This is a genomic window from Leptolyngbya sp. FACHB-261, from assembly GCF_014696065.1.
GTDB lineage: Bacteria > Cyanobacteriota > Cyanobacteriia > FACHB-261 > FACHB-261 > FACHB-261.
The window spans coordinates 65,576-84,366 of record NZ_JACJPL010000024.1; the positions used below are offsets into that span (position 1 = coordinate 65,576).

Consider the following 18,791-nt stretch of genomic DNA (forward strand, 5'->3'; position numbering starts at 1 on the left):
AGTTTTTGCTATGCACCTGACTCGGGTGTTGCAGCCGCAGCTTTGCATTTCCTTAGCTCAAGTCGCGCAGTTTCTAGGCATCTCTCCGGCCCTGATCTGCCGCATCGAACACTGGGCACAAATCCTCTTCGTGCATCGCGCCGACCGAGGCGGCCTGTTCCTCAGCTATCGCAAATTTGCCGCTTGGGTCGAAGCCTGCGCCCAAACCATTCGCGTCTGCACCGATCTGCACCTACTCGAATGGCTAGGCGAAGTGATCAAAGCCGAACTTCAGCGCTTTCAATACCCCGAAACTACGCTCAACTACTGGCGACAACTCTGGAGCCAGCAACACTACAAGCTGCGGCTGCAAACCGCCTGACCTGCTCCCTGACCGGCATTCCAGTCCCCAACTTTTTGCCCATCCCCCATGACTTCCCAGCTCCGTCTGCGTCTAGCCGACCACATCGTCCGCCGACTGCAACTGCCCGCCCTGCTCAAGCTGATGCTGCTGGTGATTGCCAACTACATCGAGCCTAACGGCAGCCAGTCCCGCGTCACGCTCGACCTGCTCAGCTGCAACAGCAACCTCGACGCCGACCAACTGAAACTGCTCCTGGTCAGCCTCGAAGCCCGCGACTTGGTTCGCAAAGTCACCGTCCATCCCGAAGGTGGTGGCCCAAGCGTATCGCTCTACAGCCTGTCGCCTAGCTTGCTCCGCGTCGTGCAGAACAGCGACGGCGCTTGAACTCATTTGAACGCCGCCGACATCACCAACGTCACCCGGTACATTGACACCTTGCGCTACTCGCAATAGACATGCAACCACTCACCAGTGCAATGTCGCTCAGTGCATTAGCAATGTCACTGCCTACATTGGCAATGTCAGCGCTTGCAGAAACTATGGGCGCTCCTCACATTCGTCTTGTCACTGCTCCGATCTCGAATGCAGGCCGATGCATTCGTATTGCAGCCCATTGCAGCCGCTGGACCCAAAGAAAAGAGGCTGGTTCGCCAGCCTCTTTATCATCCCCCCTTAACCACGTGCTTTTTACAACAGACCGCGTGAGCGCTGGTAATCTCGAATCAGAATGGCGTTGCGTAACTCGGTTGACGACAGCACCGACATGGGGAACTCCCCAGGTGAGTAGCGAGGCTGATACCAGCTCTGGCGCTTGAAGTAGCTCTGCAACTGCGGGTCGGTAAACTGACGACCGTGACGAGCGTAGATCTCATTGCGCATCAGGCTCAGTTGCCAAGCACTCCGCCCCGACAAATCACTAAGCGTGAGCGGACGCGTCAAGCTACCGCTCGGCACAGGCTGCGCTGCTGCGGACGTGCCACCTGAATTGTTAGGCGGCAAGTTGCCACCGGAGCCATTAGCACTGGCCATACTAGGCCGTGGTGTTGAATCCAACTGCGGCGTGGTGCGAACCGGTCTAGGTGCCGTTGCTGTTGCCGAGTTTGAGGCGGGAGCTTGAGGCGCTCCTGCCTGTGAGCCTGCCTGAGTTCCACCTAGAGCAGCAGCACCGTTGGTGGCACCATTGGAGGCCGTGCCAGGGGAATTAGAGCTGGGAGCATTACCCAAACCGCTATCCGAGCCAGAGCTGCCACTATTGTCAGGCGCGGCATTAGCACCATCCTCAGAGCCAAGGTCTGGTTGTCCACCTTCCAAATCACCGGAGTCAGGCAACTGGTTGTTAGGAGTCACAGGCGCAGTAGGCGCAGGTGCAGATGGCGCTGCGGGCGTCACTGGTGAAGCTGGATTCACTGGCAACGGACGCGAAGCCGAAGGCACAGTAGGCGAGGGCAGGCGCAGATTGGGCTCCGCCACAAAGGGATTGGGCGATATCGGTGGCGGCGGCATCGGTGCCGCTGCCATCGAACTTGGAGGCTCGGGCAGTGGCGGTGCAGACTGCGTTTTCAAGACATCCTTCAGCCGAGCCATCGAGTCGGTCAGGCCACCGGTTGCTGACATCTGTGTGCCTGCACCTATTGGCGGCACCGGCCCAGGTGCGACGGCACTGGTTTCTGGCGGGCTGCCCTCAGGCGCAGTGGCGATCTCCGGTTCCCCGTTTGCAGGCGCAGTCGTCTGGTCGGGATTTACAGCGGTTGCTTGTCCCTCACCGCCCAGATTGGGTGCAGGCTGCTGGTCAGACATCAACATCCACGACCAAACCCCCGCTCCCGCGAACAGCAGCGAAGCCGCCCCCACACTGGTCACCAAATCGCCAGCAAAGCGCCGCCGCGAAGGACTCGGTTCGGCATACAGTTCGTCTTGCAGATGAGGTTGGACTTCTGGGCTGTAGAAATCCGGCACCTGCTCCGCATCCACTTCCACCGAGTGCAGGCGAATGGCGTTGAAGAAATCCTGCTCTTCTGGCGTTGGCTTGCGGTAGGGTGGCTGAGCCTGAGCGCCCACACTGCTGGGCGGCGTAAACCCTGGGTTGAAGCCAACTGCCGGTGCATCTGATTGCAAGTTGGACTGAGAATTGGACAGCGTCAGTGGCGCTGGGTCCAAGTGGTCCAGTCTGAGACTGAAGATCGGATCCGAGGCCGAGCTGCGCTCCATAGACGCAGTGTCGTCTAGCCTTGGCCCTTTGCCTAAGCCGTTACTTGAGCCATTGCGGGAGGCAAAACCGTTAGCTCGTTGAGCCTTAGACTGACGCGCTGCCGCTTGATCCAGTTGTTGCAGCAGCGCATCCACCACGGCATCCGGCGGCTGGTCTTCGTCCTGAAAGAAGTTAGGTGGCAGCGGCGGCACCGGGGGAGCCGGTTTGGCGGGAGTCGTTTGGTTGACCTGATTAAGCCAGGCTTCGACCACATCCTCTAGAGGTTCTGGCGGTTCCCCATTGGTCTGAGCCGCTGAGCTGGCAGTCGGCGGTTGCAGATAAACAGTCGCCTCATCATCCGGTGTCAGCTTAAAAGTTGCCTCTGCACTGGGCTGATGCAGAGGCGTAGACAGATTGTTAGCTGGGAAGCCCACTTCTGTGTCTACGTCTGCATGGGATGAGAGGTCAAACGCTGACTCCGCCCGTGGACTGGCGGCAACCGGCACCGAGCTAGACTCAGGCAAATCGTAGGGTGCAAAGCCAGCTTCTGTATCTACATCAGCTTCTTCATCGGCTTCATCGGCACCGGCCTGCTTAGGCATCGAGCCGTTCACTGACCCATTGGCATGCACAGGCACTTGAGCCGCGAAATCAGGCGCTGCCTCTGCGGCCACATCGTAAGTGACAGCTGAGGCCGCGCTGACTTGAGGCGTGGTCCATTCAGCAGGGTCGAGCTGGTCGAGTGCTTCTAAAACGCTTTGGACAGTGGGAAAGCGATCGCCAGGTTGGGGAGCCAACAGCTGCTCTAGCAGCCGCAGCAGACCAGCGCTAATCGGTTCGCGGTTGCTGCTGAGGTCCAGACTTTGCTGCCAGGTCATGTTCAGCGTGGTTGGCAGCGGCGTCAGCAGGGGCGCTTGATAAAACAGTTCCTCGGGCGGTTGGCCGGTCAGCAGTTGCAGGGCAATCACCCCCACTGCATAGAGGTCACTGTGGCAAAAGGCACGACCCGTTTGCATCTGATCCAGCGGCGCGTAGCTGGGGATGAGGGCATGACCACCGGGTTCATCTAACACCGAAGATTGCAGGCGGCGCAACGCCTCTGCAAACACGCCGAAGTCGCTAAGCAACGGCTGGTGGGAGCTGCTGTGCAGCAAAATGCTGTTGGGTGTCAGGTTGCGGTGGATGATGCCTGACTGATGCAACGGCAGCAGCACCGCCAGAATGTCCCGCATCAGCCCGACCACCTCTGGCTCGGCTAAGTGAGGCAAGCGATGGGGCTGAGTCTGCTCAAACTGGTTGGCTATACGGTCGCGCCAGTGGCCCCGTTCTTGCTGGCTGAGCAGGTTTAGGAGAGGCTCAGCATCGGGGTGTGCCTGCACCAGAAACAGTCGGTCCTGCTCTGTAAAAGCCGCAACTGGCTTCAGAATCTGAGGATGATCGAGCCCTCGCAAGTCAGCAATGGCATCTTCAAAGGCTTCCAGGCAGTGCTCCAGCACATACACCCCCGGATTGCGGGGCGTGAACTCCTGGAGTTCAACCAACTGCTCGCCATCTTCGAGGTCCACCGCCAGATACAGACGACTATTGGTCGCTTGACGGAGGAGGCTCTGAATGCGAAAGCGCTTATGCAGCAGGGTGTCGACAGCCAGATCGGCAGTGAGCAGGCAGGGGGACGTCATAGACTGTTCCTCAGTCTCCAAAAGCGCAACGGGTAGAAGTTGGCACTGCTTATCCCTACAGCAAAGTTCGGTTGCGACCGGAAAATACTCAGCTCGGCTTTAGCGAACTCAGCCTTAAGTCAGTTGATCTGTGCCTGCACCCAGACCAGAAAAACCCGTCCAGTCCCAGAACTCTGGGCAAGACGGGTCAGAAGTTATCCACTCAGGAGCTAACGAATTCGTCAGCGAGCACTGACATCCAACGAGAAGTCACCAGCTCCTGCACCCACAACGTCAATCGAGTAAGTGCCGCCCGTTGGCACCTGCGCTTGCCACTGCGACAAGCCCTCAGCATCTTCAACGACACGACCATCAGGATAGCGAATAGTGAACTGGGCATTGCCGCTGACCCTCGTTACAGTCAGCGTTTGGTTCTCTTGCACGGTGATCGGGTAGCGCAGCACCGTGCCCGCCGGAGCCTGATCGGAAACCGTCGTGCTGGTCTCGCCATTGCCGAACTGAATCGGAGCGCGCTCCTGGACCTGGGGTTCAGCTTGCGTAGGGCTAGGCGATGGCGCCGTGGTCGGGGCAGCGGTGGGGGCTGGCTGCAAGTCAACGGTCAGGTTATAACTGCCTCGGTCAATACCCTCTGCCGTTTTTAGCTCAATCGAATAGTCATCTTTGTAGGGCACTTCGCCATCCCAGGCCGAGACACCCGTAGCGTTCTGATCCAGCGGATTGCCGTTGGAATCCAGCACGCTCATGACAATGCCCCGACTGCCTTGGAGCCGAACACTGAGACGCTCACCCTGTCCAGCTGAGAGCACGTAGGCCAGAGTCTGATTGCCAGCGAGGTTACCCGACTGCTGAACTGTAGTCCCCGGATTGATACCCAGGCGCACTTCTTCGCGGGTGGGTTCGGGGTTGGTCGTGGGGGCGTCAGCGGTTGCCAAGGGAGTCGGTGCTGGGGTTGAGGCCAGCGGCGTGGGAGTGCTGGTAAAGACCGGCGTGGGGCTCACTGTGGTCTGCGGCTGATCGGAGTCTCCCCGCAGCAACAAGCTGACCACGGCCCAGGAGCCAAAGCCAGTCACCAACATCAAGCCCACAATTACCAGAGCTGGAAACCAGGGCTTGTCCCAAATTGATTCGGGAGGCGCGGCGTTGACCGCTGGAATCGCCATTGTGGGTCGGGGACGGGCGGCGGGTCCAACGGGCGGCGCCACATTAGTATCAGGTGGACGTCCTACTGCCATGGTTGCCACCCGCGACAGATTAGGGTCAGGTTGGCTGGACTGCAAACTCATCAGCGCTTGCGAGGCTTCATCGGCAGTCTGATAGCGGTCACCTGGTTTGTAGGCCAGCATGCGGTTGAGCACCTGCGCCAGACCAGGACTCACCGGCTGGGACAAGTAGCGTTGCCACTGCCAGGTGAGGCTTTCATCATCAAATAAATCTTGAGGTTCGTGTCCGCTCAGCAATACGACTGCTGTCGCCGCCAGCGAGTAAAGGTCACTGCTGGGGTAGGCTCGACCGGTTTGCAACTGCTCACTGGGCGCGTAACCCAACTTACCTACCATCGTGGCTTGATGACCCTGATCGCCCTGAAAGCGAGTGGCAGCTTCTTTGACCACGCCGAAGTCGATTAGGACAGGCTTGCTGTCGCTGCTGCGCAGAATCAGGTTATCGGGAGCAATGTCGCGGTGAATAATGTTTTTGCCGTGGATGTAGCTTAGTACCGGCATCACTTGGGCCAGCAGCCGAATAATTTCCTCTTCGCTGAAGGTTTGCCCCTGGAGCTTGCGCTCGTTGAGCAAAGCACGATAGGTTTTGCCGTCGATGTAATCCTGCACTAGGAAAAAGCGTCCGCCTTCTTCGAAGGTGGCGCGGAACTGAGGCACCTGGGGATGCTGAAGCTGGTAGAGGGTGCTAGCTTCACGGCCAAACAGCTCGCGTGCCTTGTCCATCACAGTCTCACCCCGCTGGATCGGGATGAATTCTTTCAAAGCACAAGCTTCGTTAAAGCGTCCTTGATCCTCCGTCAGGTAGGTCCGCCCAAAGCCTCCCTGCCCTAGAACACGGGTAATACGGTAACGATTGGATAGGACGGTGCCAGGGGGAAGAGGAGGCTGCATAGGGAAACTCGTACAGCGAAGGGCTGAATCGGTAGACGGGTTAGGAACACTACAGACAGATCTAAACAGCCAACCGCGAGACTAATCGGGATAAAACTGGATAGAACTAACATATTGCTTAACCTAGCCGGTTTGCCTCCCTGTTTGAGTGGAGAGCTTTGCTAGGTCTGCTCTACAATTTTGCGATATTGTCCAGCCCATCTTCTGAACTTTGACTTCAGTTCGCTCATCTGATGCTGCCTTTGAGGCCAAACTGCTCAAGCTTAACCAACGGCTAAAAGCGGCCCGTCTGGGTTTCGTGGTTGAACAGCGGGGCAACAGTCTAGTACTGCGCGGCACGCTGCCGCCCCGTCCGGGTACCGGTCGCCTGCGCCCCTACCAACAACGCCTGAGCCTGAGTCTAGCCGCCAATGCTGATGGCTTGAAACAGGCTGAGCAAGCCGCCAAAGTGATCGCAGCACAGCTGATTCAGAAGACCTTTGACTGGCAGGATTATCTGAAGTGGGGTAGCGCCCGCAACTTGGCGTTTAGCGAGCTGACTGTGCCGCAGCAGGTTGAGGCATTCGAGCGCTGGTTTTTCAACCAGCGAGGCGAGCAAGCGGCCAGCCGCAGCACTTGGGCAACGGCTTACGCGCCGTACTTGCGTCAAGTGCTCGAAGTGGCTCAAGCTCATGCGGACTTCAGTATCAGCGAGGTCATCTACAGCGCTCTGCTCAAAACGCCACCGGACAGCCGCAGCCGTCAGGTTTGCAGTACAGCACTACGCAGCTTTTGCCAATTTCTCAAGCTAGAGGTGCCCTTTGAAGTGGGCGAATCTGGTTTGGGCTATCAGCATCCCAGCCCACGCAACTTGCCGGATGACCAACTGATTATTGAGTGGTTTGAGCGCATTCCCAACCCTCAGTGGCGGTTCGTTTACGGCTTAATGGCCGCTTACGGGCTACGCAATCACGAGGTTTTCTTCTGCGACTTTGCTGAACTGCGTAATGCAGCTGTCGCCAATCCCACGGTGCAGGTTCTAACCACCACCAAGACTGGCGAACATGAAGTCTGGCCCTTCTATCCGGAATGGGTGGAGCAGTTTCAGTTGCGTTCTGGCTGCTTGCCGCCAGTCAAAACTGATCTCACCCGAACAACTCTCCAGCAAGTCGGGGCCACAGTAACCCGGCAGTTCAGGCGCTACGACCTGCCCTTCTCTCCCTATGACTTGCGCCATGCTTGGGCAGTGCGCACGATCCACTTTGGGCTTTCTGATACGGTTGCGGCTCGAATGATGGGCCACTCGGTTGCCATTCACACCCGCACCTACCACCGTTGGTTGGCCCGCCGCGACCAGCAGCAAGCGGTTGAAACAGCACTAGCACGTTCAGGACTGAAGCCCCCAGTCAAGCCCCCAATTCCGGCCGCATCAGCTGCGGTGGCTGCACCTGAAGTAGCCACCTCTGAAGTCTGAAGGCGAGGCTTCAGCACCTGGTCCAAGGGCCTTGCTTGACCCTCCTGGACTCTGAACTTTTGGGCAAACGCCCCCATCCCTTACTTCCACCCCCCTATGAGTGAAGCCACGACCGATCAGCCCGAATTTGAGTCCGACATCCCTGACGACTGGGTTGAACGGGGAACCGTGCTAGCTGGTGTTGGTTGCTACACAGAAGCCATGGCCTGCTTCGACCGGGCTCTGGAGCTACAACCCGACCACGCAGATGCTTGGAACAACCGGGGCCACAGTCTGGCTGCCTTAGGCCGGATCGATGAGGCCTTTGCTTGTTTCGACCAAACTATCCGCTTTAACCCCGACCACTATTGGGCCTGGAACAATCGAGGGCTAGCGCTGGCCCGTCTGGGGCGATACCAAGAAGCGCTAACCAGCTTCGAGCGCGCCATTGAGTTCAATCCCAACGATGCGAATGCCTGGAATAACCGGGGCTTGGTCCTGTCCAACCTGGGTCGTCATGACAAAGCGCTACTCAGCCTAGAGCGGGCAGTCGAGTTGCAACCAGACTACTACCAGGCCTGGCTCAATCGAGGCGGTGCCCTGCTTGCCCTGAGCCGTCCTGCTGAAGCTCTCCGTTGTCTCGATCAGGCTTTGGCAATTCGGCCCGACTATGGCAAAGTCTGGTTTCATCGTGGCAATGCCCTAGTTGGTTTGGGCTGCGTGGCAGAGGCGATTGCCGACTACGAGAAGGCGCTAGCCCATGACCCCAACGACCGCCGCATTCGTTATGTGCGCGACCTGCTGTTGGCTAGCACCGGCCAACCACCAGAAGCCAACTCTAGTTTCTGCCGAGTTTTGGAGCCTGATCGTTCAGCCGCTGAGGCCAATGATGTTAATGCACAGGCTCAAGAGGCCAATAGTCAGGGGGATCAGGGCGATAGCTTAGACACACTCCTGGCAGAGTTTGACCGGGTTCTTGCGAGCAACCCCGATGACGCTGCGACCTGGGTAATGCGAGCAATGTTGTTGGGTAGCTCTAGACAACACGAGGCGGCAATCGCTAGTTACGATCAGGCACTGACCTTAGAGCCGCAAGAATATCGCTCCTGGTCCAATTGAGGCACTGAGTTGGCTAGTTTGGGGGGTCACGAGGAGGCAATCGCTAGCTACGAGCGGGCGCTAGGCCTCGAAGCTGGAGACATTGCAGTTTGGAGTAACCGTGGTGCTTCCTTGGAGCGCTTGGGCGATTATGCAGAAGCGATTGCCAGCTACGACCAGATTCTGGGACTGCAACCTAAAGATGCCAGCACTTGGTATAGACGCGGCTGTGCTCTGATGCAGTTGCAGCGAGGTCAGGAAGCACTCGCTAGCTTTGACCAGGCACTAGCACTGGATCCCCATCGCGTAAACACCTGGTATCGGCGTGGTCACGTCCTGGCGCACCTCAACCAACACAGCGCAGCAATTGACAGCTACGACCAAGCGCTCCAGCTCCAACCTGCCTTGGCAGGAGCCTGGTACAACAGGGCCTGTTGCTATGCGCTCCAGGGTAATGCGGAGCAGGCCATTATTGACCTCCAGGAAGCGCTGAATCTAGACGCACAACAATATTGTCCCCTGGCGCAGGCAGACAGTGACTTTGGCCGGCTCCGGAACGACCCACGCTTTCAGGCAATTCTTCAAGCAAAAGACAGTGCTAGCTAAGGGTCTTAGCTAGCAATACGAGAGCTGAGATTTCGGCTCTATCTACTCTGCCGACTCACCGAGCACCTGATTCTTAAAGCTACGGATGTTGCTGTTGAGTTCCTGGCGGTTGGAGGCAAACAGCAGGTAGCGATAAACAAACCAAACCGTGTAGCTTGCACCAACGAGTTCAAAGGTCGGCGCTAGCAGAGGGGTTGAGTTGATGACACCCAGGATAGCCGAGAGGATCGACAGCACGGGGGTGAGAACTAGAACCAGCGCAAAAACAGTTAGAGGCGTTTTGTACTGGTTTACAACGTGGGACAGGCCCTCAGGGATATAGGCAAAGGGGGCTAGTAGTTCTCTGATTAGACGGCGCTCGGTCGTCGCTTCAGCAGCAGGAACCGTGGCCAACGGGGCAGCAGTCGGCGGTTGTACATTAACCGCTTCAGGCTGTTGAGCATCGGCGACTGCGTAAGTGGATTTTGCTTCGGTGTTCATCGTGTTCTCCAAAACAGGTTGCTCGCTTTGCCGGACTTCCTGGGCAGGGTGATCAACGAGATCAACGAGATCATCTTTGATACTAGACGCCCCTCCGGAGATTGCATCAGTTACGTCAGAAATGATGCCCTGCTCCGCTGGCTCGGCTTTAACTGGCTCAGCTTTAAATTGATGCTCAGGCTCAGTGTAGCTACCCGCTTGGGTATCAGCTACGCCTTCAGGCGACTCAAAGCCAGAGCTTTTGTGGTGGGTGGGTCGAGGAGTCCTGCTATTAGCGCCTGAATAAACTCTGGCTGCTTCTAGCGGCTCCAGCTCCGAGTCTTCCACCGCTTGCACAGCGGTTAGTACGGTATCCAGCTTAGACTCAGGTATCTTACCGGCCTTGGCCATTGCTTCGTCTAATTCAGATTCTGGCGTCTCGGGAACTAAGGTTGTTACCTCGCTCAGCTCAGCTTCGGTTAACTCCTGCGTTGCCAGTGCCGCCTCTAACTCAGATTCCGGTACAGCGTGAACTGCTTCAATCACTGTTTCCACAGCAGATAGCTGGTCCAATGAAATTACCTCGGCAGCTTGCTGCGGTTCATCTGAGTGGGTCACGTTGGGTTCCGGAGTTGGTTCAGGCATGGAGGGCTCCTAATTGTTAATTGCAGCCATTGTGTTCTTCCCTCTATAAATCGACGTTAGCGAAGCAGGGACACGGCTTCGCGCTCCCTAGGGTAGAGATACCCAGCCGGGGAAACAGTTTACCGTGTATTAACTCTTTAGGAATAGTGCTGTTGTACGTTCGCAAACGGTTGTGAACCAAAATAGTTAGTACTAAGGCGTCGCAAGCCTTCCTTCGCTATGGTGCTGGCAGCACCTACTGGATCTGCTTTGGAGTAGTGCAACGTCACAGCATAACTAATCCACCAGTTTTGAGTTTCAATTGTGCTGCCTTCGGTGCGTGAGGATGTGGAGCGGTTCAAGCCTAACCGCGCTTCGTTTCCACGCTGAAAAGCTGGATACTCGGTCACATGCCGGAAGCGCTTGACCAACGCTTTCAGCATGTGACAGATCAGAACACTTGGGAAGAAGTCGCAGCGGGTCTACTCCAATACCCGGTCATGACCTAACTCTCATGACCTAGACAAGTCGAGAAACTGCCGAACACTTCAGCAGCTAACTTTTACAACAAACTATGAGCGAATACATGACCACCCTAAACTGACCTGCGATAGCGATGCACAACTTCAAACACTTACAAATCTGGCTAAAGCTAGAAAAGTTTGAGTAGGACAGCACTAACGAGGATAGCAACGTCACCTATCGTCACACTGTTCACAAAAAGGGTCTGCCAATACGCTTCTCCGTGGCGCATAACTTTTATGATTTATCGATCGTCATCGCAGTAAACGAAAAACAGGTAGGGGAGCGCGTTGCGTACGACCTCGGCAAGATAGATAGTTTCAAACAACTGTTATCGGCTTTCGGAAGTAGAACTTTGAAGAACTTAAATACCTGGAAACCCTTTAATGAGTCGATGCACGACCATCAGAGCAATCCGTTGACGTCGCAAGCCGCGCGCACCTCTGATGTGTGCCATAACTGAAGACGACCTTTACGGTGCATGTCAATATGAGCAGTCTCGAAATGAACGCAACTCTAACAAGAAACGTTGAGAACTTGTACAGGTGGTTTGCTGCTGAAGGCTTCGAGTACAACGGCACAGACGAAGACGGACGGATGCGTTATTTGAAGCGCATTGATGCAGTTCCACCCACTCACTTCTTTTTCGTTCTGCACAGCTTTGATGAGATGAAGACAGCCGTGGAGACGGGGGACACCTACGAGATGAGAAAAAGCTACAGCTTGAAAAACATGACCGGGCTGACAGAGATGATGGGCGAATACGGAGCGTGGCGTAACGCACTCTACCAGTAGACGGAAAGCGGAGTAAAACCGAGGCGTTTTGGCTAAAGTCAAGGCGCTTCTAGCATAACCCCTTAAGGCTACGCAAACAGGAGGAACAGTACAGGAAAATACTATGCGACTATAGGGAGTGAGATGACAACACCAGACCAACAACACATAACTGAAAAGGACAAATATATGCCTAAGGACAATACAACCCACGACGCAGAAGCGGCTAGTGTTCTACGTGCCAACCTTGAAAACTTGAACGCATGGCTCAAGCTTGAGCACTTTGAATACAAAGGGACAAACAAGCATGGCCACCTCTGCTTCAACAAGGACTTCCTCGACTATCGCGATAGGGGCTACACCTATACCGTACGTCACAACTTCGCCAGCGCTGCTGCGATGGATATCCCTACGAAGGGCGATGAGACACTACCTTATGACCTTCTTCAGCCGGATAGTGTAACACGCCTTGTGGCCGCGTTTGGGGAATGGCATGAGAGCGTATTCCCAGATAACCCACTAGACAGAAGCCCGCTGTGAGAAGCCTCACCATAGCCTGAGTACACCCAGTAGAACGGAGTCGCTTTGGCTGAGGCTGAAGCGCTTCTAATTTGTAAACCTACCACGAGTGGAAACAAAGACTCAGTAAAGTGTTTTGATCTAAAGTTTATTGACAACACAAAGTTGAACATTTGTGTTGTCATAGTGAAGTATCTAGTTGTTAAAATCAGCCCCAAGCAGTTTTCCATCTCTCGTTTCAACAGCTATCCAAGAACCTGAACCAGGGTTTCGAATAGAAGAGTCGACAAGTCTTGAAATACTGCTTCTGAAAACTCAGATATCTGATCTGACATCACACAAGGAGACGGCTACCACTGAGTAGTAAAAATGCATCATTCTTCCTAAAAGAGCAACAGAGAACGCGACGTACAATTTGCAAAGGTACTCTTTACAAGAGACGATTGTTCCGCTAAGCGCGGCTTTTTCCGTACCCTCCCTTGCTTACTGCAACTGTAGAGGAGGAAATAGCAAGAGCTAGTGATTCCCGCTCACATCACTCTTCACCAGCTTTCCAGGCAATCGCTTGAACCGGTTTGGGGTCAGGCAAGCGAAAGGAAATCAGGGCTGCCACCAGCACAAAGAATGTAGAGATCCAGAGACAACCAACCAGGCCAAAGAGCTGATAGATCAGTCCCGAGAGTACGGTGCCAGCCAGCCGTCCGCCTGAGTTTGCCATGTAGTAGAAGCCTACGTTCAGCGCTACCTTGTCATCCTCGGTAAAGGCCAGCACCAGGTAGGAATGGACTGCTGAATTAAAGGCAAAGACCACACCGAACAGAGCCAAACCGCCCACAATGGTTAGCGTCGGCGAGACGCCTAATTGCAGCGCTAGAGCAATAGCTGCGGGCACTGCTGTCAGGAATGAGGTCCAGAACTGGATCGTCCGAGCTTGAGGAGGTTGACCTGAGCCTAACAGCCGCAACAGGTTGGGAGCTAAAAACTGAATCGTACCGTAGCCAATCACCCAACAGGCCAGAAAACCCCCAACCTGCATAAACGACCAACCCAGAGAACTGCGCAGGAAAACGGGTAAGCCAACTACAAACCAGACATCCCGCGAACCGAACAGGAAAAAGCGAGCGGCGGAGAGAATATTGATTTCCTCACTCTTCGAAAAGAGCTGCTTGAACTTGACCTTAGCCTTGATTTTGCCCATGCCCTTAGGTAGCAATACCCCAGTTAGCAGAAGCAGAAACAGCCCTCCAGCCATAAGCAGCAGAGCTTTCACAAAACCGAGAGATGCTAGCAGAGCTGCACCGACAAAAAAGCCCACTCCTTTGAGCGCATTCTTAGAACCCGTGAGAATGGCTACCCATTTGAACAGAGAGGATTGAGCGTCCTGAGGCACTACCAGCCGAATCGCACTCTTGGAACTCATCTTGGTGAGGTCTTTCGCAATGCCCGATAACGCTTGCGCTGCCATGACATACACAACACCAAAACCTACTGGCCAACTAGGATTCAGTAAGGCAGTCATCACCAAAGCGAACACTTGAAGCCCGATACCGCCGTAAAGGGTGACTTTCAAACCAAACTGAGAACCAATCCACCCACCTAGAAAATTAGTAATAACGCCAAAGATTTCATAGAACAAAAATAGAGAGGCAATTTGTAAAGGGGTGTAGCCCAGCTGGTTGAAATGAAGCAGCACCAGCATGCGTAGAGCACCATCAGTGACAGTGAACCCCCAGTAGGCAGCGGTGACCAGCAGGTAATTTCGCAGGTTTGCGCGCTCAGCAGTCGTGGCAGTCATAGCTTTTCAGGAATGAAATTGCAGCAAAGCATCAATGACCGGGCAAAGAAAGGGCAACCTTGCGGGCTAGTTCCACCATGCGATTGGCATAACCCCACTCGTTGTCGTACCAGGCCAGAATCTTGACCTGAGTTTCATCGACCACCATCGTGGATAGGGCATCGATGATCGAGGAGCGGGGGTCATCTTTGTAGTCAACAGAAACCAGGGGACGCTCTTCGTACCCCAGAATTCCTTGAAGGGGACCTTCCGCAGCGGCTCTGAGCAGACTATTGACTTCCGCCACAGTTGTAGGCCGTGCCACCTCAAAAACACAATCGGTTAGAGAGGCGTTCAACAACGGCACACGCACAGCCAAACCATTGAGTTTGCCATCCAGCTCTGGGTAAATCAGACCAATAGCCGTGGCTGAGCCTGTGGTGGTTGGAATTAGGGAAAGGTTACTAGCCCTTGCCCGTCGCAGATCCTTATGGGGAGCGTCTACGAGGGTTTGAGTATTGGTCTGGTCATGGATGGTTGTGATCACGCCGTGCTTAATTCCTAAGCCTTCATGGATTACCTTGACCACTGGCGCCAAGCAGTTGGTGGTGCAGGAAGCGGCGGTGAGCAGATGATGTTGGTCAGGTTCGTATAGATGCTCATTAACCCCCATCACAAGGTTCAACGCTCCCCCTTTTACCGGGGCAGCCACGATGACCTTATGCACACGGTGATCAAAGTAGGGGGCCAGTAGCTCAGGGCTGCGGAACTTACCGGAGCACTCCAAAACCAGGTCAACGCCAAACTCCTCCCAGGGCACTTCCCCAGGGCTCGCCGACTCACTGAAGCTGAGGTACTTACCGTCAATGCAAACTTGGTCCCCCTCAGCTTCCACCTCCGGGGCCCAGCGTCCGTGAACTGAATCAAACTTGAGCAGATGGGCTGCCGTCTTTGGCCCACCTTTTAGCTCGTTGATATGAACAAACTCCAGTTCAGGCCAGCCCCAGCCTGCTCGCAGTGCCAACCGACCGATCCTGCCGAAGCCATTAATCCCTACCCGAGCTCTCATAATTTCCTCTCAACCTAGCGTCAGGTTTACTCATCTTGTCTAGAAGGAGACTTTATGGATAGCATCTCCGCCATTTCAAGAAAAATTGATTTCTCAAGAACGATAGCAGAGTTTTTTAGACAAGAACTAAAACCTCGGCTTTTTCGTCAGAAGCGTATGAATGATCAAGCTAAGCTCAGGTTGGCCTTGAAAACTGTGCCAGTCTTACCTGCATAGTCGCAGTCGGCCCCAACACGAGTGACCGCTTGGGGTAATGGAATGTAGCCTATAGAACTGATTAATCAAGCCTTGTTTTGGACACAAAGGCACTGCAATAAATAAGACCCAGAAGGATCTGGCTTTTACTCACATGGGCGAGTCGGGACCATCGGGCTAAAGCGGCGATATTCAGCCAGGTACTGCTCTAGGGCAGCGAACTGCGGTAGGTTGAGGCTGTAATAGATCCAGCGACCTTCCTGTCGAGAACGAACCAAGTCCGCTTCTTTAAGAGTCTTGAGGTGGAAAGACAGCTTGGACTGAGCCACTCCCAAATGCTCACAAAGATCGCAGACACACAGTTCCTGGTCCCGCAAAAGTTCTATTGTCTTGACTCGCAACGGTTCGGCTAGAGCATGAAACCCAGCAACCACTAAATCTGATGCTGTTTTTGGGGTGGTTTTCATCAATTTTTATTGAAACATAACCTAATTTTAACTAGAAGAGCCGACTGTCGTATCGAGAAAGCGCTAAACAGGGAGAAATCTGCGGGGCTATTGAGTGTGAAGATGAGATCCAGAACAGCACGAATCAGTAGCCTCCGTTAATCCCTACTGATCCGAATCTTTAGGATATAAAGTCAAGAACCAATCTCTGAATAGTCAGGAACTTTGACCCGAGTCAAGTCCAAGGGCACGATTGGTGATTTCAAGGGTCTGCTTTGTTGTTGCCTCTTTGCGCTCACTGTAGCGGTCAGTTAGATAGTCAACCTTATCCCGCAGTAAGAGTGTGAATTTGTAAAGCTCTTCCATAACATCAACAACGCGATCTCGATAGAGCGAATCTTTCATTGTCCCGTCTTCATTAAATTCCTGGTAAGCCTTGGGAACTGAAGACTGATTAGGGATCGTGAACATCCGCATCCAACGCCCCAAAATTCGCAGTGTGTTCACGGCATTGTAGGACTGGGAACCGCCACAAACCTGCATCACAGCCAGGGTTCTGCCTTGAGTGGGTCGCACTGCCCCCATGCTCAGCGGAATCCAGTCAATCTGGAGCTTCAACAAACCGCTAACTTGACCATGCATTTCTGGGCTAGACCAAACTTGACCTTCCGACCACTGGCTCAGTTCCCGCAGTTCTTGAACCTTTGGATGGGTATCAGGTACGCTGCCGTGCAACGGCAAATCATGTGGATGAAAGAACCGAACTTCTGCCCCAAACCCTTCGATGATTCGAGCGGCTTCCTCAGCCAATAAACGGCTGTAGGAACGCTCTCGTAGAGAGCCATATAGAAATAGAATTCTAGGTTTGTGATCAAAGTTCATTGCACGATAGACACTAAATGTTCGCCAGACATGAGCAGTGATGGATACTTGAGCTGATTACAAGCCTTCAGTAACGCCAAGATAGGGGCGAAGGACACTTCAAGGGGAGAGTGATTTTTCAAGCCTTTGAAGACTTTAGTAGAGCCATTTCACCATTGAGAAAAGCGACATATAGAATGTACAACTGTTTCACTAGCCTCCAAGCTCCAGTCAGCAACAGGCAGAACTATACTCAGCAGTAGAAACACTGGGTCACCTTGGAACCTGCCATGCGCCCCTTTTGGCCTTCGCTGCTCGCTAGCCTGATGGTATTGCCTGCTCTCGGCCCCACTCCATTCTCCGTTCAGGCAGCCACACCCAACCCACGAGTTGAGCCACCCCAATCGCTGCCCCGTGAACCGGCCCGTGAGCCAGCTAACGAACCAGCTAATCAGCCGGTACCCACGCCAAGCCCTGCGGCTCAAGAGCCAGCCTCAGCACCCCAACCCGCATCTGAGGTCGATGCTGACGCTGCTCAGCGCCAACGCCAGCTGGCTCAAGCGGATGAACTCTATCAGCAGGGCCAAATTGCAGCAGCTCAGTCGCTCTACCGCAAAGCAAAAGATCCTTTTCGCGAGCAGCTTGAAACCAATCGCCCCATCCCTATCTCTGATCCCGAACAGCTTTCGCCGGCGGGACGAGTGTACTGGCGCGAGTATGAGGCTGGCGTAGCCCAAAAGCTGCAAACCCGGATTTTAGTCCCCCTGCGGTTGCTGGTTGAGCAGTATCCGCAGTTCATTCCGGGTCAGGTACGATTGGCCGAAGTCCTGCGGCAGCAAGGGCAGACGGCGGAGGCGGTTCAGGTGTTGGAGCGGGCTACCAGCCTCTATCCCAGCCAGCCAGACCTGATCCGGGCTCAAGTTGCTGCCCAGGCTGCGGCTGAACAATGGCTGGAAGCGTCAATTGCCGCTCGCCAGTTCGCCCTGCTCAATCCAGAGGACCCAGCAGCACCTGAGTTTCGCCAACTTGCCGACGAGCATTTCAAACAGTTTCAGTCCAAGTTGCGCAGCCGCTTGACCGGACAGGCAATCGCCAGTGTCCTCACTGGCGCTTTAAGCTACGGTCTGACGGGCAGTTTGTTTGGGCCGATTTCCTCGCTGCAAGTCACCGTGCTGATGCTTCAAGGCGAGTCTACGGTCGGTAACCATGTGGCGGAGCGCGCAAAACGGCAGCTCAAGGCAATTGATGATCCAGAAATTGTGGCTTATATAACGGAGTTAGGCCAGAAGCTAGCCCGGGCCGCAGGCCGGGACGATTTTAAGTACGAGTTTTATGTGGTGCCTGAGGAAGATCTCAATGCCTTTGCTTTACCGGGCGGTAAGGTTTTTGTCAATGCAGGAGCAATTTTGGAGACGCGTTCTGAAGCAGAACTAGCAGGATTGCTCTCGCACGAGCTTGCTCATGCGGTGCTCTCGCATGGTTTTTTGTTGATGACTCAAAGCAGCTTCATTGAAAATATAACCGGGGGTAATTTGCTGGGCAGCCTGGTAGTGATGAGTTACAGCCGTGATATGGAGCGCCAAGCTGATATTCTGGGCACTCGCATTCTGGCGTCTTCTGGCTATGCAGCCGATGGGATGCGCAATTTGATGGTGACGCTTAAAAAGCAAGTAGAACAAGCTGAACCACCCACGTTTTTGTCTTCGCACCCTACAACAGATGAGCGCATTGGCAACTTAGAAAGCTTGATTGAGCGCAATGGCTACAACCGTTATGCCTTTGAAGGCGTGACTCGCCATGAGCAAATCCAAGCACGTGTCAATCAAGTTTTAGCTGAGCAAAAACCTTCTGAATCACGCAGGAGGCGAGAGCGACGGTAAGGACTGCGCTAATAACGTCCATATTCAATCTAAATTGATGGAAAAGCCAGAGATTTTTGTGTATCTCCAAACGCATAAAGATCTAAGAACGAGCAGAACTGAGTTGTTTGCCTAGAGAGTGAGTTTCTAGATTCCCATCAAGCCAAAGCCTTTTGTTAGACTCTGGCTTGTTTATAGACCTCGAACTTCTATAATTTTGATTCGGGTGCTA

General features: G+C 54.4%; 16 protein-coding genes. 7 read left to right on the plus strand and 9 right to left on the minus strand.

Annotated elements, in window-relative coordinates; genetic code table 11:
• Window positions 1-10 precede the first annotated feature (10 nt).
• A complete protein-coding gene (locus tag H6F94_RS14835; protein WP_190803022.1) occupies window positions 11-361 on the plus strand; it encodes a hypothetical protein in 351 nt (116 codons plus the stop codon).
• A 72-nt stretch (window positions 362-433) separates the two neighbouring features.
• On the opposite strand, the gene H6F94_RS14840 is transcribed toward H6F94_RS14835, so the two are convergent.
• The 3 genes from H6F94_RS14840 to H6F94_RS14850 all read right to left on the minus strand — a co-directional run bounded on the left by H6F94_RS14840 (window position 434) and on the right by H6F94_RS14850 (window position 6,321).
• Window positions 434-793, minus strand: a complete 360-nt coding sequence (locus H6F94_RS14840) for a hypothetical protein (protein WP_190803023.1) — start codon at window positions 791-793, stop codon at window positions 434-436.
• Between the two features lie 237 nt (window positions 794-1,030).
• Complete coding sequence (locus tag H6F94_RS14845) at window positions 1,031-4,210, minus strand: YARHG domain-containing protein (protein WP_190803024.1); 3,180 nt, start codon at window positions 4,208-4,210, stop codon at window positions 1,031-1,033.
• A gap of 221 nt (window positions 4,211-4,431) precedes the next feature.
• On the minus strand, window positions 4,432-6,321 hold the full coding sequence (locus H6F94_RS14850) for a serine/threonine-protein kinase (protein ID WP_190803025.1): 1,890 nt from the start codon (window positions 6,319-6,321) through the stop codon (window positions 4,432-4,434).
• 211 nt (window positions 6,322-6,532) lie between these two features.
• Here H6F94_RS14850 and H6F94_RS14855 point away from each other — a divergent pair, with 211 nt between their 5' ends.
• The 3 genes from H6F94_RS14855 (at window position 6,533) to H6F94_RS14865 (ending at window position 9,457) form a co-directional block, all read left to right on the plus strand.
• On the plus strand, window positions 6,533-7,774 hold the full coding sequence (locus H6F94_RS14855) for a site-specific integrase (protein ID WP_242041206.1): 1,242 nt from the start codon (window positions 6,533-6,535) through the stop codon (window positions 7,772-7,774).
• Between the two features lie 96 nt (window positions 7,775-7,870).
• On the plus strand, window positions 7,871-8,872 hold the full coding sequence (locus tag H6F94_RS14860) for a tetratricopeptide repeat protein (RefSeq protein WP_190803247.1): 1,002 nt from the start codon (window positions 7,871-7,873) through the stop codon (window positions 8,870-8,872).
• 9 nt (window positions 8,873-8,881) lie between these two features.
• The gene (locus H6F94_RS14865; RefSeq protein WP_190803026.1) at window positions 8,882-9,457 is read left to right on the plus strand and encodes a tetratricopeptide repeat protein; all 576 of its coding nucleotides are present in this window, start codon (window positions 8,882-8,884) and stop codon (window positions 9,455-9,457) included.
• A gap of 42 nt (window positions 9,458-9,499) precedes the next feature.
• On the opposite strand, the gene H6F94_RS32380 is transcribed toward H6F94_RS14865, so the two are convergent.
• Window positions 9,500-10,561 (minus strand): CAAD domain-containing protein, encoded by a 1,062-nt coding sequence (locus H6F94_RS32380; RefSeq protein WP_190803027.1) that lies wholly within the window; start codon window positions 10,559-10,561, stop codon window positions 9,500-9,502.
• Window positions 10,562-10,698: 137 nt separating this feature from the next.
• Window positions 10,699-10,983, minus strand: coding sequence for a hypothetical protein (locus H6F94_RS14875; protein ID WP_190803028.1), 285 nt, complete (start codon window positions 10,981-10,983; stop codon window positions 10,699-10,701).
• Window positions 10,984-11,599: 616 nt separating this feature from the next.
• Here H6F94_RS14875 and H6F94_RS14880 point away from each other — a divergent pair.
• The gene (locus H6F94_RS14880; RefSeq protein ID WP_190803029.1) at window positions 11,600-11,857 is read left to right on the plus strand and encodes a hypothetical protein; all 258 of its coding nucleotides are present in this window, start codon (window positions 11,600-11,602) and stop codon (window positions 11,855-11,857) included.
• A 123-nt stretch (window positions 11,858-11,980) separates the two neighbouring features.
• The gene (locus tag H6F94_RS14885; protein ID WP_190803030.1) at window positions 11,981-12,376 is read left to right on the plus strand and encodes a hypothetical protein; all 396 of its coding nucleotides are present in this window, start codon (window positions 11,981-11,983) and stop codon (window positions 12,374-12,376) included.
• A 514-nt stretch (window positions 12,377-12,890) separates the two neighbouring features.
• Here H6F94_RS14885 and arsJ read toward each other — a convergent pair.
• The 4 genes from arsJ to arsH all read right to left on the minus strand — a co-directional run bounded on the left by arsJ (window position 12,891) and on the right by arsH (window position 16,721).
• Window positions 12,891-14,150 carry an organoarsenical effux MFS transporter ArsJ gene (gene arsJ, locus H6F94_RS14890; RefSeq protein ID WP_190803031.1) on the minus strand — a complete coding sequence of 420 codons (1,260 nt, stop codon included), beginning with the start codon at window positions 14,148-14,150 and terminating at the stop codon, window positions 12,891-12,893.
• Window positions 14,151-14,181: 31 nt separating this feature from the next.
• Window positions 14,182-15,198 (minus strand): ArsJ-associated glyceraldehyde-3-phosphate dehydrogenase, encoded by a 1,017-nt coding sequence (locus H6F94_RS14895; RefSeq protein ID WP_190803032.1) that lies wholly within the window; start codon window positions 15,196-15,198, stop codon window positions 14,182-14,184.
• A gap of 341 nt (window positions 15,199-15,539) precedes the next feature.
• Window positions 15,540-15,860 (minus strand): ArsR/SmtB family transcription factor, encoded by a 321-nt coding sequence (locus H6F94_RS14900; protein WP_190803033.1) that lies wholly within the window; start codon window positions 15,858-15,860, stop codon window positions 15,540-15,542.
• Window positions 15,861-16,055: 195 nt separating this feature from the next.
• Window positions 16,056-16,721: an arsenical resistance protein ArsH gene (gene arsH / locus H6F94_RS14905; protein ID WP_190803034.1), complete on the minus strand. Its 666-nt coding sequence runs from the start codon at window positions 16,719-16,721 to the stop codon at window positions 16,056-16,058.
• A gap of 269 nt (window positions 16,722-16,990) precedes the next feature.
• On the opposite strand from arsH, the gene H6F94_RS14910 reads away from it, so the two are divergent.
• Window positions 16,991-18,580: a M48 family metallopeptidase gene (locus H6F94_RS14910; RefSeq protein ID WP_190803035.1), complete on the plus strand. Its 1,590-nt coding sequence runs from the start codon at window positions 16,991-16,993 to the stop codon at window positions 18,578-18,580.
• Window positions 18,581-18,791: the final 211 nt, after the last annotated feature.